The sequence below is a fragment of the Salmonella sp. 32020114201800008SM genome (assembly GCF_017572025.1).
GTDB classification, from domain to species: Bacteria; Pseudomonadota; Gammaproteobacteria; order Enterobacterales; family Enterobacteriaceae; genus Salmonella; species Salmonella enterica.
In genome coordinates this window covers 247,133-263,164 of the sequence record NZ_JAGEQM010000001.1, presented here as the reverse complement: position 1 = coordinate 263,164, position 16,032 = coordinate 247,133, and the positions used below count along the sequence as shown (strand labels likewise).

Below are 16,032 nucleotides of genomic sequence, written 5' to 3'. Positions count from 1 at the left end.
CGTCACCACAGAATAACCGGGTTACGTAACGTAACCCGGCGCAATATTACATCTTATAGCCCAGCGTTACCGTAGTGCGACGATCGGTATGTTCCGGCGCTGATTCAGGCGGCTGCGAGTTCCACGTTAAATTATACCCCACCTTTAGACCAAAATGTTCGTTAATGGCGACATTGAGGGCTGTTTCCGAATTTAGTGTGGTGTCTTCTGCGCCAAATACTGACACCCCCTGTGTAAACTTAGCATTGTCAGTTAACTGCCAGGCATAGCTGCCGGAAGCATAACCCAACGGCTGCGTTTCAGTGGTATCGTCCGTATGTTCGTCATAGCGAACCCCAGGACCGAATTCAAAACGGAAGCTGTGCACTGGACCATTAAGGAACTGCCGCCCGTAACCGGCGGTCAGTACGTCGCGCTGACGATAACCGTTGAAACGGTCTGTCAGCCAACTGGCCTGGCCAAAGGTATAATCATAATCCGTCATATTAAAACGGTTACGCGCGCCTACCGCATATTTTTCTGAAGAGCGTTCATCATTAGAGGAGGTATTGCTGGCATTGCCCCATAATGACCAGGCGGTACGTTGTCCATACCAGGTCATCGCCGTGTCAGCCGTTAAGGAAGAACTTTTAGTATTGCCTGACTGAGCAAGGTAGCCCGCATTCAGATTACCTTCAAAAGGTTTTTTCGCGGTGGAGGGATCATCCATGACAGTAAAAACGGAATCATCGGCGGCGGCATACAGAGACGCGAACACGCCACCCGCCAGCATAACTACAGCGGGTACTGCCTTCAAAAGCTTCATTTATATAGAGTCCGTACAACTAAAAAAGAGACCACGACGGTCCCGGAAACTTTCATAGGGATCAATGACAAACGCCCCTGGAAAGGTAGCGAATTATAAGAAGCCCCGAATAACATAGCAATCAATTACTATTTCATTTTTTGAATAAGAACCCTCCCGAAGCATTCATTTATTTATATAACTTTACATCGTACTTCTTTAAATAAAGATCCGGAAAATCATATTGTTAATTCCTTCACTTTCCGGGGATTAAGTGCCAGACTGAAATCAGCCTAACAGGAGGTAACGATGGTACGTATCTATACGTTGACGCTTGCGCCCTCTCTCGATAGCGCAACAATCACGCCGCAAATTTATCCCGAAGGTAAACTGCGGTGCTCCGCGCCGGTATTCGAACCCGGCGGCGGGGGTATTAATGTCGCTCGCGCCATTGCGCATCTTGGCGGCACCGCGACCGCAATTTTCCCGGCTGGCGGCGCTACCGGCGAACATCTGGTCGCACTACTGGCTGATGAAAATGTCCCCGTGTCTACCGTCGATGCGAAGGACTGGACGCGTCAGAACCTGCACGTCCACGTCGAGTCCAGCGGCGAACAGTATCGTTTTGTTATGCCCGGCGCCACGCTGGACGATGACGAATTTCGCCAGCTTGAAGAACAGGTACTGGAAATTGAATCCGGGGCAATTCTGGTTATCAGCGGCAGCCTTCCGCCCGGCGTTAAGGTCGAGAAACTCACGCAACTGATTTCCGCCGCGCAGAAGCAAGGCATTCGCTGCATTATTGATAGCTCTGGCGACGCGCTCACCGCCGCGCTGGCGCTTGGCGATATCGAACTGGTGAAACCGAACCTGAAAGAATTGAGCGCGTTGGTTAATCGTGATCTGACGCAGCCTGATGATGTGCGTAAAGCGGCCCAGGAATTAGTGCAAAGCGGCAAGGCTCGCCGGGTAGTGGTCTCTCTGGGGCCGCAAGGGGCGCTGGGCATAGACAGTGAGAATTGCATCCAGGTTGTTCCTCCCCCGGTGAAAAGTCAAAGTACTGTTGGCGCAGGCGACAGTATGGTAGGCGCGATGACGTTAAAACTGGCGCAAGACGCGTCGCTGGAAGAGATGGTGCGCTTCGGTGTGGCGGCAGGCAGCGCTGCTACGCTCAATCAAGGTACGCGTCTGTGTTCTCGTGACGATACCCAAAAAATATACGCCTATCTTTCCGCGCAATAATCGTTTCCCCCTCGCCGAGGGGGATAACGGAAAATCGGTTAACGGGCGGCGCATCCGCCGCTGTTAAAAACACAGTTGCTCCCAACGAGGTGAACGATGGCCAGTGGCGATATTACCCGTTATGTTATTACCGTAACCTTCCATGAAGATTCCCTGACCGAGATTAACGAACTCAATAACCATCTGACGCGTAGCGGTTTTTTGCTGACATTAACGGACGATGAAGGGAATGTGCATGAGCTCGGCACCAATACGTTTGGCTTTGTTAGCGCTCAGAGCGCTGATGAAATCAAAGCGCTTGTCGCCGGACTTGCGAAAAGCGCGTTAGATAAGGATGTCGACATTACCGTGGCGACCTGGGAGGCGTGGAGTAAAAACGCACAATAAGTGCCATTCCCGCCGCGGCGCGTCCGCGATGTGCGTTAGTTCGTATTTTTCAACCGCATTTTTGCGCTAACCTTATGATCTGGCAGACAACGTGGGGAGAGACATTATGTGGCAAGCTATCAGTCGTCTTTTAAGCGAGCAAGTCGGTGAAGGCGAAATCGAACTGCGTAATGAACTGCCAGGCGGAGAAGTTCATGCCGCATGGCATTTACGTTATGCAGGCCATGATTTTTTCGTGAAGTGCGATGAACGAGAAATGCTCCGCGGTTTTACCGCAGAAGCCGATCAGCTGGAGCTGCTCTCCCGCAGTAAAACCGTTGTTGTGCCTAAGGTATGGGCGGTAGGTTCGGATCGGGATTACAGCTTTTTAGTCATGGACTACCTCTCGCCCCGCCCGCTGGATGCCCATAATGCGTTTATTCTTGGGCAACAGCTGGCGCGCCTGCACCAATGGAGCGACCAACCTCAATTCGGCCTCGATTTTGACAACGCGCTCTCTACCACGCCGCAGCCGAATACCTGGCAACGCCGTTGGTCGACTTTTTTCGCCGAACAGCGCATTGGCTGGCAACTTGAACTCGCCGCGGAAAAAGGCATTACTTTTGGTAATATTGACGCCATTGTTGAACATGTTCAGCAACGTCTGGCGTCGCATCAACCGCAGCCTTCTCTTTTGCATGGCGATCTATGGTCGGCGAACTGCGCGCTTGGCCCTGACGGCCCCTATATCTTCGATCCAGCCTGCTATTGGGGCGACAGAGAATGCGATCTGGCGATGCTGCCGCTGCATACCGATCAGCCACCGCAGATTTATGACGGCTATCAGTCCGTTTCGCCGCTACCGCTGGATTTTCTCGACAGGCAGCCGATTTACCAGCTCTACACCCTGCTTAATCGGGCAAGGCTGTTTGGCGGTCAGCACCTGGCCACTGCGCAAAAAGCGATGGATCGGCTGCTTGCGGTATAGGTACAGCCCATGCCGGATACGGGCTATCCGGCATTTTTCAGTTTACATGAAGCCTAACAAGGAAAAGAAAAAGTAGCCGAGCACGATAATAATGACCGGCAAAATATAGAGCGGGAAAAACTGTAAAAAGATGGTATGGTGCGGCACCACGATACGTGACTCTATCTGCTCACGCGTTAGCCCTTCCGCGCCTTTTGCTTTTTCCAGGATCAACTGATCTTCCACGCCTTCACGCAAAAAACGTGACTGGCGGCTCATTCTGGCGCCGGAATCCTGCATCGCCAGCCCGACAAAAATCAGAATAAAAATGAGCCAGAAACCGATATTCAGGCTTCCCTGAAAATTTGGCGTCGGCGAGTTGTACCAAAAAACATTCAGAAACGGCGTATTCACGCGCATCATGTCTATCATTACGTGGGTAAAATCCAGCATTACCGCATTTATCCCCTCCTGCTTTTCACTGTGCGCATACATAAATTTAAGGACTGAGATGAGCGTGGAAAGCAGTGCCGGAATAAAAATAACCCACCCTACAACTCTTTTTAGGATTGCAATGCGTCCAGCTTGTTGATACGTCATGAGTTCCCCTTGATAAAGACGCGTCGTTTTGGCCTAAGTCTACCTGTTGATTCCCGTTTTCGCCTGATCTTTAAGGGCGATATACTAAGAACATGGTCATAATGAACGCTTAATTCGTTATTTTTTAATCTCAACAGGAGAGGTTGTGATGTCAACCCCACGCCAAATTCTTGCTGCAATTTTCGATATGGATGGACTACTGATCGATTCCGAACCGCTCTGGGATCGCGCTGAACTGGACGTAATGGCAAGTTTAGGCGTAGATATTACTCGACGCCATGAACTGCCAGACACGCTTGGGCTACGCATTGATATGGTTGTCGATCTCTGGTTTGCGCAGCAACCGTGGAGCGGCCCCGATCGCCAGGAAGTGACAAACCGTGTTATTGCCCGCGCGATTACGCTTATCGAAGAGACGCGCCCTCTTTTGCCGGGTGTGCGCGAGGCCGTGGCGCTGTGTAAAGCGCAGGGGCTATTAGTGGGGCTTGCCTCGGCATCGCCGCTACATATGCTGGAAAAAGTGCTCACCATGTTCGAACTGCGCGACAGTTTTGACGCGCTGGCCTCTGCGGAAAAATTGCCCTACAGCAAACCGCACCCGCAGGTCTATCTGGATTGTGCGGCCAAACTAGGCGTTGATCCATTAACCTGCGTGGCGCTGGAAGATTCGGTGAATGGTTTAATCGCGGCAAAGGCGGCGCGAATGCGCGCCATTGTGGTGCCAGCAGAAGAAAACCAGCCTGATCCGCGCTTTGCGCTGGCGAATGTCAAACTTAACTCACTGACAGAGCTGACGGCGGCGCATCTACTCGGTTAAGATGTTTCCGAAACAAAGTCAACGGGCAATTAGCCGCTGAGCCAGACGGCAAGCGGCTTTGACAGAGACAAAGAGTTACAACGTCACCACTTCCGCCTACTGTATAAAAACCCTATACTGTATGAATTGACAGTTTAATGGGTTTTATCATGACGGCGGAAGGACATCTTCTTTTTTCTATAGCCAGCGCGGTTTTCGCCAAGAATGCCGAGTTAACGCCCGTCCTTGCGCACGGCGACTGGTGGCATATTATTCCTTCGGCTATTTTGACCTGTCTGCTGCCGGATATCGACCACCCCAAATCTTTTCTTGGCCAGCGCCTGAAATGGGTATCGAAACCGATCGCCCGCGCGTTTGGTCACCGGGGGTTTACCCATAGTCTGCTGGCGGTCTTTGCCCTACTGGCGACCTTTTATCTCAAGGTTCCGGATACGTGGATTATCCCGGCGGATGCGCTGCAAGGCATGGTACTCGGCTATTTAAGCCATATCGTCGCGGATATGCTCACCCCCGCAGGCGTTCCCTTACTGTGGCCGTGCCGCTGGCGTTTCCGCCTGCCTATTCTGGCGCCGCGCAAAGGCAATCAGCTGGAGCGATTTTTATGTATGGCGTTGTTTGCCTGGGCGGTGTGGATGCCGCAGTCCATGCCGGAAAACAACGTCATACGCTGGTCTTCGCAGATGATCACTATCCTGCAAATGCAGTTCAATCGTTTTATAAATCACCAGATTGATTAGTAAATCAACGCCAAAGTCATTTTTGGTATAAACCATTCCATTTGAATATAAGAGCCAGCTCACAGTTCTGCTAATCTTGCGCGAACAGAATCGCTAAAACACAGCGCTTCATAATAAAAAAATCAGGAGAACGGGGATGAATTTTCCATTAATTGCGAACATTGCGGTGTTCGTCATTCTGCTGTTTGTACTGGCGCAGGCCCGTCATAAACAGTGGAGTCTGGCTAAAAAAGTGCTTGTCGGCCTTGTGATGGGCGTGGTCTTTGGTCTGGCCCTGCACACCATTTATGGCGCTGACAGTCAGGTGTTAAAAGACTCCATTCAGTGGTTCAATATTGTCGGCAACGGCTATGTGCAATTGCTACAAATGATTGTGATGCCGCTGGTATTCGCCTCTATTTTAAGCGCCGTGGCACGACTGCATAACGCCTCTCAATTGGGGAAAATCAGTTTTCTGACTATCGGCACGCTGCTGTTTACTACCCTTATCGCAGCGCTGGTGGGCGTGCTGGTCACCAATCTGTTCGGACTGACGGCGGAAGGTCTGGTTCAGGGCGGCGCGGAAACCGCGCGTCTGAATGCCATTGAGACGAGCTATGTCGGCAAAGTGGCCGATCTCAGCGTGCCGCAACTGGTGCTGTCTTTTGTACCGAAAAATCCGTTTGCGGATCTGACTGGCGCAAATCCTACGTCTATTATCAGCGTGGTGATTTTCGCCGCATTCCTGGGCGTGGCCGCGCTTAAACTGCTGAAAGATGATGCGCCAAAAGGCGAGCGTGTGCTTGTTGCTATCGATACCCTGCAAAGCTGGGTGATGAAGCTGGTGCGTCTGGTGATGCAACTTACGCCTTACGGCGTACTGGCGCTGATGACGAAAGTGGTTGCCGGCTCTAATTTGCAGGACATCATTAAGCTTGGAAGCTTCGTGGTAGCGTCATATCTTGGTCTGGCGATAATGTTTGTGGTTCACGGCATACTATTGGGCGTGAACGGGATTAGCCCGCTGAAATATTTCCGCAAGGTGTGGCCGGTGCTGACATTTGCCTTTACCAGCCGCTCCAGCGCCGCTTCCATTCCACTCAATGTCGAAGCGCAAACCCGCCGCCTGGGCGTGCCGGAGTCCATCGCCAGCTTTGCTGCCTCTTTTGGCGCGACCATCGGCCAAAACGGTTGTGCCGGTCTTTATCCTGCGATGTTGGCGGTAATGGTTGCGCCGACGGTCGGCATCAACCCCTTAGACCCCGTATGGATAGCCACGCTGGTGGGTATCGTTACTGTAAGTTCGGCGGGTGTTGCCGGCGTTGGCGGCGGCGCGACCTTCGCCGCGCTGATTGTGCTGCCTGCCATGGGCTTACCGGTCACGCTGGTCGCGCTGTTAATCTCCGTCGAACCGTTGATTGATATGGGCCGTACCGCACTGAACGTGAGTGGCTCAATGACCGCTGGTACGCTGACCAGCCAGTGGCTGAAGCAGACCGATAAAACCATTCTCGATAGCGAAGAAGACGCTGAACTGGCGCATCGATAATACATTATCGGGAGTTCACATCGTCTGAGACATGACGATCGGCAACTCAAAATGTCTGTCACTAAAAACGCCGGTCTCCAGTACCGGCGTTTTGTTTTTTTCTTAGTCAGCGATTTCGTTTTCCTGGCGAACCTGATTCGCCCAACGCTGCGCCGATTCTGGCACGCTAAAGGCGGGCGACCGTTGAAATGACTCCCCCGTCAGAACAAAGGCAACATATTTACCGCGCAGTATCCAGACGTCGCGAAACGTATCCATTTTTATCGCATGCTCCGGCGGCGCGGGTTCAACACGCGGAATATAGCTAATAATCTGGCGATTTTGCTGGCGAAGAGGTTTCATCATTAATGCTTCACTAAAAGAGGCTAAGAGCCTATCCCATTAGGGCTATTTTACTTGCCATTTTGGTCCTGGGCAGTGCTCAAAATCCTCACGTACTACGTGTACGCTCCGGTTTTTGCGCGCTGTCCGTGTCCAAACTGGCTGCGCCAATAACGCCTACTGGGATAGGCTCTAAGGCTAAAAATCAGAAAAACACTATTTTAGCCGATCTTCGCCCCCGACGTCCTGTTCCGCGCGTGCGATTTCCCTGTTATACCCTGTCTGCCGTTCCGCTCTCCCCCGGCATAATTGCTGAAATGTTCTATAGTTAGAGTGATTTTGACTACTACCACGCCCATTTCAGTGATGAAAGCAGGAGACGAGTTCAATGTCGCATAATGAGAAATCCCCCCATCAGTCCCCCGTGCATGATACCCGTGAATCACAGCCCGGCCTGGACTCCCTGGCGCCGTCAGACGGTTCACATCGCCCCACGCCAGAAACGACGCCGCCGGGCGCGCAACCGACGGCCCCCGGCAGCTTAAAAGCGCCCGAGACCGCGAATGATAAGCTCACTGCCCTCGACGCCTTTCGTAAAGGCAGCGAAAATTATGCGCTGACCACCAATCAGGGCGTGCGCATCGCCGACGATCAAAATTCTCTTCGCGCCGGCAGCCGCGGCCCTACGCTGTTGGAAGATTTTATCCTGCGCGAGAAAATTACCCACTTTGACCATGAGCGCATCCCGGAGAGGATCGTTCACGCCCGCGGATCTGCAGCGCACGGCTATTTCCAGCCATATAAAGACCTGAGCGACATCACGAAAGCCGCGTTTCTGTGCGATCCACAGAAAATTACCCCGGTCTTTGTTCGCTTTTCGACAGTACAGGGCGGCGCGGGGTCTGCTGATACCGTACGTGATATCCGCGGTTTTGCGACCAAATTTTATACCGAAGAGGGAATTTTCGATCTCGTCGGTAATAACACGCCGATCTTTTTTATCCAGGATGCGCATAAGTTTCCGGATTTTGTGCACGCCGTTAAGCCCGAACCACATTGGGCTATTCCGCAAGGGCAGAGCGCGCACGACACCTTCTGGGACTATGTTTCCTTACAGCCTGAGACGCTGCACAACGTCATGTGGGCAATGTCGGATCGCGGTATTCCACGCAGTTATCGGACGATGGAAGGGTTCGGCATTCACACCTTCCGTCTGATCAATGCACAAGGGAAAGCGACCTTTGTCCGTTTCCACTGGAAACCGTTGGCAGGTAAAGCCTCGCTGGTATGGGATGAGTCACAAAAACTGACCGGTCGCGATCCGGATTTTCACCGCCGGGATCTGTGGGAGGCCATCGAAGCGGGCGATTTCCCGGAATACGAGCTGGGCCTACAACTCATTGCCGAAGAGGATGAATTTAAATTCGATTTTGATCTGCTCGATCCGACCAAACTGATTCCGGAAGAGTTGGTGCCAGTACAACGCGTCGGCAAAATGGTGTTAAACCGTAATCCGGATAACTTTTTCGCTGAAAACGAACAGGCGGCATTTCATCCAGGACATATTGTTCCCGGCATTGATTTTACCAACGATCCGCTGTTACAGGGGCGTCTGTTCTCTTATACCGACACGCAAATCAGTCGTCTGGGCGGGCCAAACTTCCACGAAATTCCGATTAACCGCCCTACCTGCCCCTACCATAACTTCCAGCGTGACGGTATGCACCGGATGGATATCGACACCAATCCGGCGAACTATGAACCAAACTCCATTAATGACAACTGGCCACGCGAAACGCCGCCAGCGCCAAAACGCGGCGGCTTCGAATCATACCAGGAACGCGTGGATGGCAATAAAATCCGCGAACGCAGCCCCTCTTTCGGTGAATATTACTCGCATCCTCGCCTGTTCTGGCTCAGTCAGACGCCGATAGAACAGCAGCATATTATTGACGCGTTCAGCTTTGAACTGGGTAAAGTCGCCCGCGCGTATATTCGGGAGCGGGTGGTCGATCAGTTAGCGCATATTGATGTCACGCTGGCTCAGGGCGTCGCGCATAATCTCGGTTTTGCACTCACCCATGAGCAAACGCAAATTGCCCCGCCTCCTGATGTCAACGGTCTGAAAAAAGATCCGGCGCTCAGCCTGTATGCGGTGCCGGACGGCGATGTTAAAGGCCGAGTGGTCGCTATTCTGCTGAACGACAAGGTTAACGCCGCCGAACTGTTGACCATTTTGCAGGCTTTAAAAGCCAAAGGCGTCCACGCAAAACTGCTCTATTCACGGATGGGTGAAGTAACGGCTGATGATGGTTCAACATTAACGATTGCGGCAACCTTTGCCGGCGCGCCGTCGCTAACGGTCGATGCGGTAATAGTACCGTGCGGCAATATTGCCGATATCGAGAGTTGCGGCGATGCCCGTTACTACCTTCTGGAAGCCTACAAACATCTGAAGCCCATCGCACTGGCAGGCGACGCCCGACGGTTTAAGGCGCTTTTAAACATTGATAGCCAGGGGGAAGAAGGACTTGTTGAGGCAGATAACGTTGACCACCACTTTATGGACACTCTGCTGACGCTGATGGCGGCACACCGTGTCTGGTCGCGTGCGGGGAAAATTAACGCGATTCCTGCATAAACGGCAAAAAATGCGGCGCATTCTTGCGCCGCAAACTCAGGAGCTAAATATCAAGAAAACTGCCAGGACGATATCCACGTTCCGCAATCGCTGCCTTGAGTGACGCAGACGTCAACACCTCCAGTTCAGTTAAGCGGGGGTAACAATAGGCGCTCTGGCGAATAATGTTGTCCACAAACGCCGGATGACACATCACCTCCAGAGAGGCTTCTCCTCGATGCGCCGAGGCATCCAGAATGCGTAAAAAGCACGTTTCGGTGATCTCCTCGCCGTAAAATTCACTACTAAATCCTTGAGTGCTGCGCAAATCCGATGGCAGATCGTCTGCGTTCAACACCGTCTGGCGGTCAATACGTAACGCAATCCCGCGCTGCGCCGCAAAGCGGGCGACGATGGGGAAAATTTGCGGGAACATATGCACATGATGGTGACTGTCGAGATGCGTTGGCTCGCGGCCAAATACGTCGATGAAACGCTGATACTGACACGCCAGTTCATGCGCAATTTCATCCAGCGGAAGCGTATCCTCCTCCGCCATTTGCCAGATCCATTTCCCCAACAGGCCGTCTCGCGTCAGGCCCGGCATCTCTGACACCGGTTTGCCTAACGTCAAAACAAAATGCATTCCCACCCCAAGCGCAGGCAGCTCGCGGCTAAGCTGCGCCGCATGGTCAATAGCCTCGCCATTGACCAGCGCCGTCGTGGAGGTCACAACGCCGTTGCGATATGCTTCAACAATGCCGTAATTTTGCCCTTTACTCAGGCCAAAATCATCGGCATTCACAATCAACACGCGTTCCATAGCCTACCTCTGTCAGTGGTGCTTACCTTTAAGCGCTTCGATGCAAGCGGCAAAATTAGGCAGCCATTTTTCATGCGCCAGAATGAGCTCACGCGCCAGGACTTCTGCGTCTCGGTCGGAATGCACCAGCGGACTCAGGTTAAGCGCCAGCAGCACATCATTAAAGTTTCCGCTCAGCGCCGCATTGCTGGCCGCGACCTCAAATCCTTTAATAGTGTGGATAAGCCCCAGCACTTTTTCGTCAAAACGGGTGATACGCGGGTGCGGCGTCGCGCCATTGCGTCCCAGAATGCAGGTCATTTCCACCGCCCAGTCCGCCGGGATATTCTCGACATGCCCATGATGTGGAATATTAACGTAATGCTCAGTCTGCTTGTCATTATAAATAGCGTTAATGACTTCACAAGCGGCATCGGAATAATAAGCGCCGCCGCGTTGCTCAAGCTCTTTCGGCTTCACGTTTAGCTCAGGATTTTTGTACAAGTCGAAGAGTTGTTTCTCCACTTTCTGTACGACCTGAGCGCGCGCGCCGCCTTTGTAATATTCGCCCATTTCAATCGCCAACATCTCTTTTTGCTTGAAGTAATACAACAAATAAGAGCACGGCAGCATGTTCAGCGAGCGAATCAATCCTTCACTAAACGGCAGATCAAAGATATTTTTTACGGTGGACGCTTTCAACTGACCGGACGCCACGCCATCCAGTAATTCTGCGAACCGTGAGGTGCCATTCACCAGCACATCTTTAATAAAGACCATATGGTTTAGACCAAACAGGTCAATGGAAAGATCGTCATTCTCATTCAGCGCCAGCACGTCATGAATAAACATTTTCATGCCGACAGGAATATTACATACGCCGATGAATTTTTTAAAGTTGGTATGACGATAAACCGCTTCCGTCACCATCCCCGCCGGGTTAGTAAAGTTAATGACCCACGCATTCGGACATAATTCTTCAACATCCTTAATGATGTCAAAAATAACCGGAATGGTACGCAACCCTTTAAATAAACCGCCAGCGCCGTTGGTTTCTTGCCCCAGATAGCCGTGGCTAAGCGGGATACGCTCGTCCAGCTCACGGGCTTTGAGTTGACCAACGCGTAGCTGGGTAGTGACAAAATTAGCGTCTTTCAGCGCTTCCCGGCGATCCAGCGTTTTATACAATTTTAGCGGAACGCCTGCTTTATCAATCATTCGCTGGCAGAGATCATAAATAATGCCCAGCTTCTCTTTCCCGTCTTCAACGTCAACCAGCCATAATTCGGTGACAGGTAATTCATGGTAGCGTTTAATAAAGCCTTCAAGTAATTCAGGGGTGTAGCTGCTCCCGCCACCAATAGTGACGACTTTTAATTTCTGGCTCATAATATCTCCCTTCAGTGTATAACACTGATATGTATTACGCTATGCCCGCTCGTAAGAAATAGCGTGACGTTCCCCGCGCTATTGGGGCAAGCGTGAAATGTAATTAATCGAGCAATGCAAACCGTTACTCATTAATTTCCGTCAATCGCTTCCGATAACTATTCGGCGTAAATGAGGTCATCTTCTTAAACGTTTTAATAAACAGACTTGGACTGCTATACCCGGCTTCATAAGCAATATCCGTAACCGAATAGTTGGTCATTTCCAACTGTTTCTTGGCAAAATTAATGCGAATCTCATTAATGATTTGCATCGGCGTTTTGCTGTAATAACGTCGGGTGGCGCGCGTCAGATACTCCTGGGATTTTGCCGACAGGCGCACCATATTTTCCAGCGCATGTTCGCCAAACTGCGTTTTATCATGCATTATCTCCACGGTTGCTTTCAGCCATTGTGGAATATCATCATAAACCTGCTCTTCGCGGTAATGACGTAAGCGGTTTATAATATAAAATGTCACCACTTCGATAAATTCGTCGAGCCCATTGCCGCGAAAATTCAACGACGCAATCACCGTTTCAATATAGGTAAGGAAGGTGCTATTCGCCCTGTATACCTGCGATGCCACAAAACAAAACGGCAGTAACGGAAGATAATGCTGTTCAAAAAAACGTTTACTAATTCCTACGTTCAGAATACGCGTTGCGCCAAACTCATAGAAACTTTGGTGATTCGACCCCACCGGGATAAAAACAAAATCTCCACGTTCCAGCAGCACACGCTTCCCGTTGATCTCCTGGTAATAACGTCCGGTTAATACCAGGGTAAATTCATAGTAGTCGTGCTGATGCAGCCCGGTGACGCTTTCCGTCTTGTTATAGATAAACACATGGAAATTTTTGCCATTGAAGAGCTGCTGCTCATAAACCGTTTTGATTTCCGTTGCGTTAACCTGTAGCTGCATCATCCGCCCCCTGTTATTTCAGTTTTTCATGGAGCTCAATCAACTCGGCGATCAGTTCACGAGCCAGCATTGATGTCATCAAATGATCCTGAGCGTGAACCAGGACCAGACTAACTTTCATTTTGCCTTCGCCCTGATCGCCTTCGATGAGTTTTGTCTGCACAAGATGCGCTTCATTGAGCGCTATGCGCGACTGGTCCATCATCGCTTTCGCCGCCTCAAAATCGCCTTCTTTCGCTTTTCTGAGCGCGCCATATGCCAGGCTGCGCGCCTGACCAGAATTGATGATAAGCCCCATAACGACTTCTTCGAGTTCCTCAGCCGCTGTCTGGTTATCTACAACATTTTCAAGATCAAACATAGTCTTTCCTCTGATTCAGCCCGGCATGGCATCCCATGCCGGCGCGGAGTTTAGAATTTCAGTGCGTTAGCGATATCTTCTTCGCTTTCTTCCTGCTCGATGGCGTTCTGCGCTTTGTTAGCCACCACCACGAAGGGGAGATAAATCAGGGTAGCGACTGCCAGGTTAAATAGCGCAACCAGCAACGCGGCGACACTGCCGTTGGTGTTAAAGAACGCCCCCAGCCCGGTTGGCATGGTCCACGGCGCAATATTGGTAATCGGCGGAATAATACCCAAATAGTAAGCCACCAGCGTAATCGCCGCCAGAATCGGCTGAACCAGAATGAAGGGGATAAACATCACTGGGTTCATAATAATCGGCAGGCCAAACAGGATGGGTTCGTTAATCTGGAAGATACCTGACGGCAACGCCAGTTTTGCCACCTGGCGATAGTCCGCGCGACGGGATGCCAGGAAGATAGCGATGATCAGACCCAACGTTGCGCCGCTACCACCGAGGAAGATATAAGAATCCAGCATCGGTTTCGCCCAGATATGGAACGTTTTACCGGCTTCCAGCGCCGCATCGACGGAGCCATACTGCTGGTAAATAGAGATGTTTTCCAGCGCCCAGGGCGTCATGATGCCGCTGTCCAGCGCGGTCAGCGCCAGCGAACCATGAATACCAAAGAACCACAGCAGCGGTACAAAAATGACATATGCCCACCCTACCACGCTACCCAGCGATGCCAGCGGCGTAGAGATAGTGTCCATAATAATCTGATGGAAGTTAGAACCGTAATTAGACAGCGCCCAGGAAATAATCCCCATAATAGAGAGAATAATAAAGCCGGGAATTAATGCTGAGAATGAACGAGACACCGAAGCCGGTACGCTGTCCGGTAGTTTAATCACCCAGTTGCGCCGGACAATAAATGTAAACATCTCCGCGACCACCAGGCCAATAATAATACCGGAGATAATATTCGCGCCGCCCAGCCAGTTAGCGCCTACGGCATAGGCCTCGCCGACACTATACGGCGTTACGGTCATAAATGCCGCCACGGAGAGCAATCCGGCGGCCAGCGCATCAACCTTGCGCTCTTCCGCCAGCGCCATGCCGATAAAAAATGGCGCCATGAGCGACATAATGCCCAATGTGCCGTTATAGACGTTCCCGCCGATGCCTTTCAATCCATTAAGTGTTTCAATGGTTGAGGCATCAAGTCGAATGCCCATGGAATAAAAAAACGACCCCTCCCCAAAGCTCAGGAAAACGTTATTAATTAATACAAACATCGCCCCCGCAAGGGTTAATGGCATTAAACGAATAAAGCCGTTCTTGATTGCATTAACGTGTGGCTGCTTTCCTATTTTTACAGCAAAAGGAAGGAGTACCTTTTCAAGTGAAGCAATAACGTTACTCATAGAAAAATACCCTTAAATACCGCAATAAAATATTGCGGTTAGTGTATGAAATAACTCTTTGACGGGAAAAATTAAAAAATAATTAATTCGCGGCGGCTTTTTTAATTGCCGCTACCGCAGCTTTAAGCACGCCTAAGCCATCTACCTTGCCGTACAACATTGAATCAATGACTTCTACCGGTTTACCGGGTAATAAACGCTGAATTTCGGGGAGCATATAAGCAATTTGCGGGCCTAATAACACGACGTCCGCTGCCGGGCCTTTTTCACCGGCCAGGGTTTCAGGGAATGCTTCAATAATCACCGGCACTTCATATTTTTCAGCCTGAGCGCGCATTTTTGATACCAGTAACGATGTTGACATGCCCGCAGAACAAAACAGATAAATGTGTTTCTTTTCCATAAAAACCTTCCTCATGTGCGATTATCTGTCAACCAGATACGCCGCAAGCCTCAACCTGCATCCATACTCTGGGCGACTTGCGTAACCGGATTTACTTTTTTAGGTGGCTGAAATGAGTATACGGGATCGGACCGCCGGATGGTATTTCCTTGACCCACTAAATTGTCTCTCATTGACCTGGCGTTATGACCCCCCTCACATTTCGGGCAAATAATTCGCGATAATAAATAAGGTTATGGCAGGCACAAAAAAACCGGCTCGCAGGCCGGTTTCCTTGAATGTTCAGGCAATGTACAGTTGTTACTGCTTCGGCGCCTGTGGGTCAGTGTCGTACTCCGCACAGGTCTGGTAGCCGGAGTTAATCACGTGCCCGGTATCATCCAGCGCAACAAAGTAGGTTTCCGCTTTACCATCACGTTGACCCAGGATGTAGGTCTGACAGGTACCACGCGCATGAATCATGCTCACTTCAGATGACGGTTTGCCCGCAATCTGCGCAACTTGCGCCCTGCTCATTCCTTTTTTAACATCTTTAACGACAGGCTCAACAAATTGGTCTTTTGTACGATCATACGCCGTACAGCCTGCCAGCATAGTCATTACCGCCGCTGCGCTTAAAATTCCTGCTACGTTCTTGTTCATTTTCCGTCCTCTTGTTTATCAGCGTGTTATGTAAGCCTGGAATACATCAGAACATTTTTCAAGCCGCGCCTCGCCACAAA

Annotated in this window: 17 protein-coding genes; 7 read left to right on the top strand and 10 right to left on the bottom strand. The window is 51.0% G+C overall.

Going from position 1 to position 16,032, the window contains the following annotated elements; genetic code table 11:
* Positions 1–46: 46 nt before the first annotated feature.
* Positions 47–805, bottom strand: a complete 759-nt coding sequence (locus J4613_RS01355; protein ID WP_000770981.1) for a YdiY family protein — start codon at positions 803–805, stop codon at positions 47–49.
* Between the two features lie 288 nt (positions 806–1,093).
* Here J4613_RS01355 and pfkB point away from each other — a divergent pair, with 288 nt between their 5' ends.
* From pfkB to J4613_RS01340, 3 genes are all read left to right on the top strand, one after another.
* Entirely contained in the window at positions 1,094–2,026 is a 933-nt protein-coding gene (gene pfkB / locus J4613_RS01350; protein ID WP_000251707.1) for a 6-phosphofructokinase II, read from the top strand.
* A 96-nt stretch (positions 2,027–2,122) separates the two neighbouring features.
* On the top strand, positions 2,123–2,413 hold the full coding sequence (ghoS, locus tag J4613_RS01345; RefSeq protein WP_000146133.1) for a type V toxin-antitoxin system endoribonuclease antitoxin GhoS: 291 nt from the start codon (positions 2,123–2,125) through the stop codon (positions 2,411–2,413).
* Positions 2,414–2,519: 106 nt separating this feature from the next.
* Positions 2,520–3,380, top strand: a complete 861-nt coding sequence (locus J4613_RS01340; protein WP_000267686.1) for a fructosamine kinase family protein — start codon at positions 2,520–2,522, stop codon at positions 3,378–3,380.
* A 42-nt stretch (positions 3,381–3,422) separates the two neighbouring features.
* Here the strand turns inward: J4613_RS01340 and J4613_RS01335 are convergent, their stop codons facing one another.
* Positions 3,423–3,959: a YniB family protein gene (locus J4613_RS01335; RefSeq protein ID WP_000222158.1), complete on the bottom strand. Its 537-nt coding sequence runs from the start codon at positions 3,957–3,959 to the stop codon at positions 3,423–3,425.
* Positions 3,960–4,107: 148 nt separating this feature from the next.
* Here J4613_RS01335 and hxpB point away from each other — a divergent pair, with 148 nt between their 5' ends.
* The 3 genes from hxpB to tcyP all read left to right on the top strand — a co-directional run bounded on the left by hxpB (position 4,108) and on the right by tcyP (position 7,041).
* Positions 4,108–4,776: a hexitol phosphatase HxpB gene (gene hxpB, locus J4613_RS01330; protein WP_000106856.1), complete on the top strand. Its 669-nt coding sequence runs from the start codon at positions 4,108–4,110 to the stop codon at positions 4,774–4,776.
* 137 nt (positions 4,777–4,913) lie between these two features.
* The gene (locus J4613_RS01325) at positions 4,914–5,513 is read left to right on the top strand and encodes a metal-dependent hydrolase (RefSeq protein ID WP_000505804.1); all 600 of its coding nucleotides are present in this window, start codon (positions 4,914–4,916) and stop codon (positions 5,511–5,513) included.
* Positions 5,514–5,649: 136 nt separating this feature from the next.
* The gene (gene tcyP, locus J4613_RS01320) at positions 5,650–7,041 is read left to right on the top strand and encodes a cystine/sulfocysteine:cation symporter (RefSeq protein ID WP_001010662.1); all 1,392 of its coding nucleotides are present in this window, start codon (positions 5,650–5,652) and stop codon (positions 7,039–7,041) included.
* Positions 7,042–7,143: 102 nt separating this feature from the next.
* Here tcyP and cedA read toward each other — a convergent pair whose 3' ends face one another.
* The gene (gene cedA, locus J4613_RS01315) at positions 7,144–7,386 is read right to left on the bottom strand and encodes a cell division activator CedA (protein ID WP_000977510.1); all 243 of its coding nucleotides are present in this window, start codon (positions 7,384–7,386) and stop codon (positions 7,144–7,146) included.
* A 364-nt stretch (positions 7,387–7,750) separates the two neighbouring features.
* Here cedA and katE point away from each other — a divergent pair, with 364 nt between their 5' ends.
* Positions 7,751–10,003: a catalase HPII gene (gene katE / locus J4613_RS01310; RefSeq protein WP_000019119.1), complete on the top strand. Its 2,253-nt coding sequence runs from the start codon at positions 7,751–7,753 to the stop codon at positions 10,001–10,003.
* 43 nt (positions 10,004–10,046) lie between these two features.
* On the opposite strand, the gene chbG is transcribed toward katE, so the two are convergent.
* The 7 genes from chbG to osmE form a co-directional block, all read right to left on the bottom strand.
* Positions 10,047–10,805, bottom strand: coding sequence for a chitin disaccharide deacetylase (gene chbG / locus J4613_RS01305; protein WP_000442736.1), 759 nt, complete (start codon positions 10,803–10,805; stop codon positions 10,047–10,049).
* 12 nt (positions 10,806–10,817) lie between these two features.
* Positions 10,818–12,173 carry a 6-phospho-beta-glucosidase gene (locus J4613_RS01300; protein WP_000078778.1) on the bottom strand — a complete coding sequence of 452 codons (1,356 nt, stop codon included), beginning with the start codon at positions 12,171–12,173 and terminating at the stop codon, positions 10,818–10,820.
* A gap of 124 nt (positions 12,174–12,297) precedes the next feature.
* Complete coding sequence (chbR, locus tag J4613_RS01295; protein WP_000983393.1) at positions 12,298–13,140, bottom strand: transcriptional regulator ChbR; 843 nt, start codon at positions 13,138–13,140, stop codon at positions 12,298–12,300.
* Between the two features lie 10 nt (positions 13,141–13,150).
* On the bottom strand, positions 13,151–13,498 hold the full coding sequence (chbA, locus tag J4613_RS01290) for a PTS N,N'-diacetylchitobiose transporter subunit IIA (protein ID WP_000459883.1): 348 nt from the start codon (positions 13,496–13,498) through the stop codon (positions 13,151–13,153).
* 50 nt (positions 13,499–13,548) lie between these two features.
* A complete protein-coding gene (gene chbC, locus J4613_RS01285) occupies positions 13,549–14,907 on the bottom strand; it encodes a PTS N,N'-diacetylchitobiose transporter subunit IIC (RefSeq protein ID WP_000073064.1) in 1,359 nt (452 codons plus the stop codon).
* An 82-nt stretch (positions 14,908–14,989) separates the two neighbouring features.
* Complete coding sequence (gene chbB, locus J4613_RS01280) at positions 14,990–15,310, bottom strand: PTS N,N'-diacetylchitobiose transporter subunit IIB (RefSeq protein WP_000412161.1); 321 nt, start codon at positions 15,308–15,310, stop codon at positions 14,990–14,992.
* 300 nt (positions 15,311–15,610) lie between these two features.
* A complete protein-coding gene (osmE, locus tag J4613_RS01275; protein ID WP_001039301.1) occupies positions 15,611–15,952 on the bottom strand; it encodes an osmotically-inducible lipoprotein OsmE in 342 nt (113 codons plus the stop codon).
* Between the last annotated feature and the right edge of the window lie 80 nt (positions 15,953–16,032).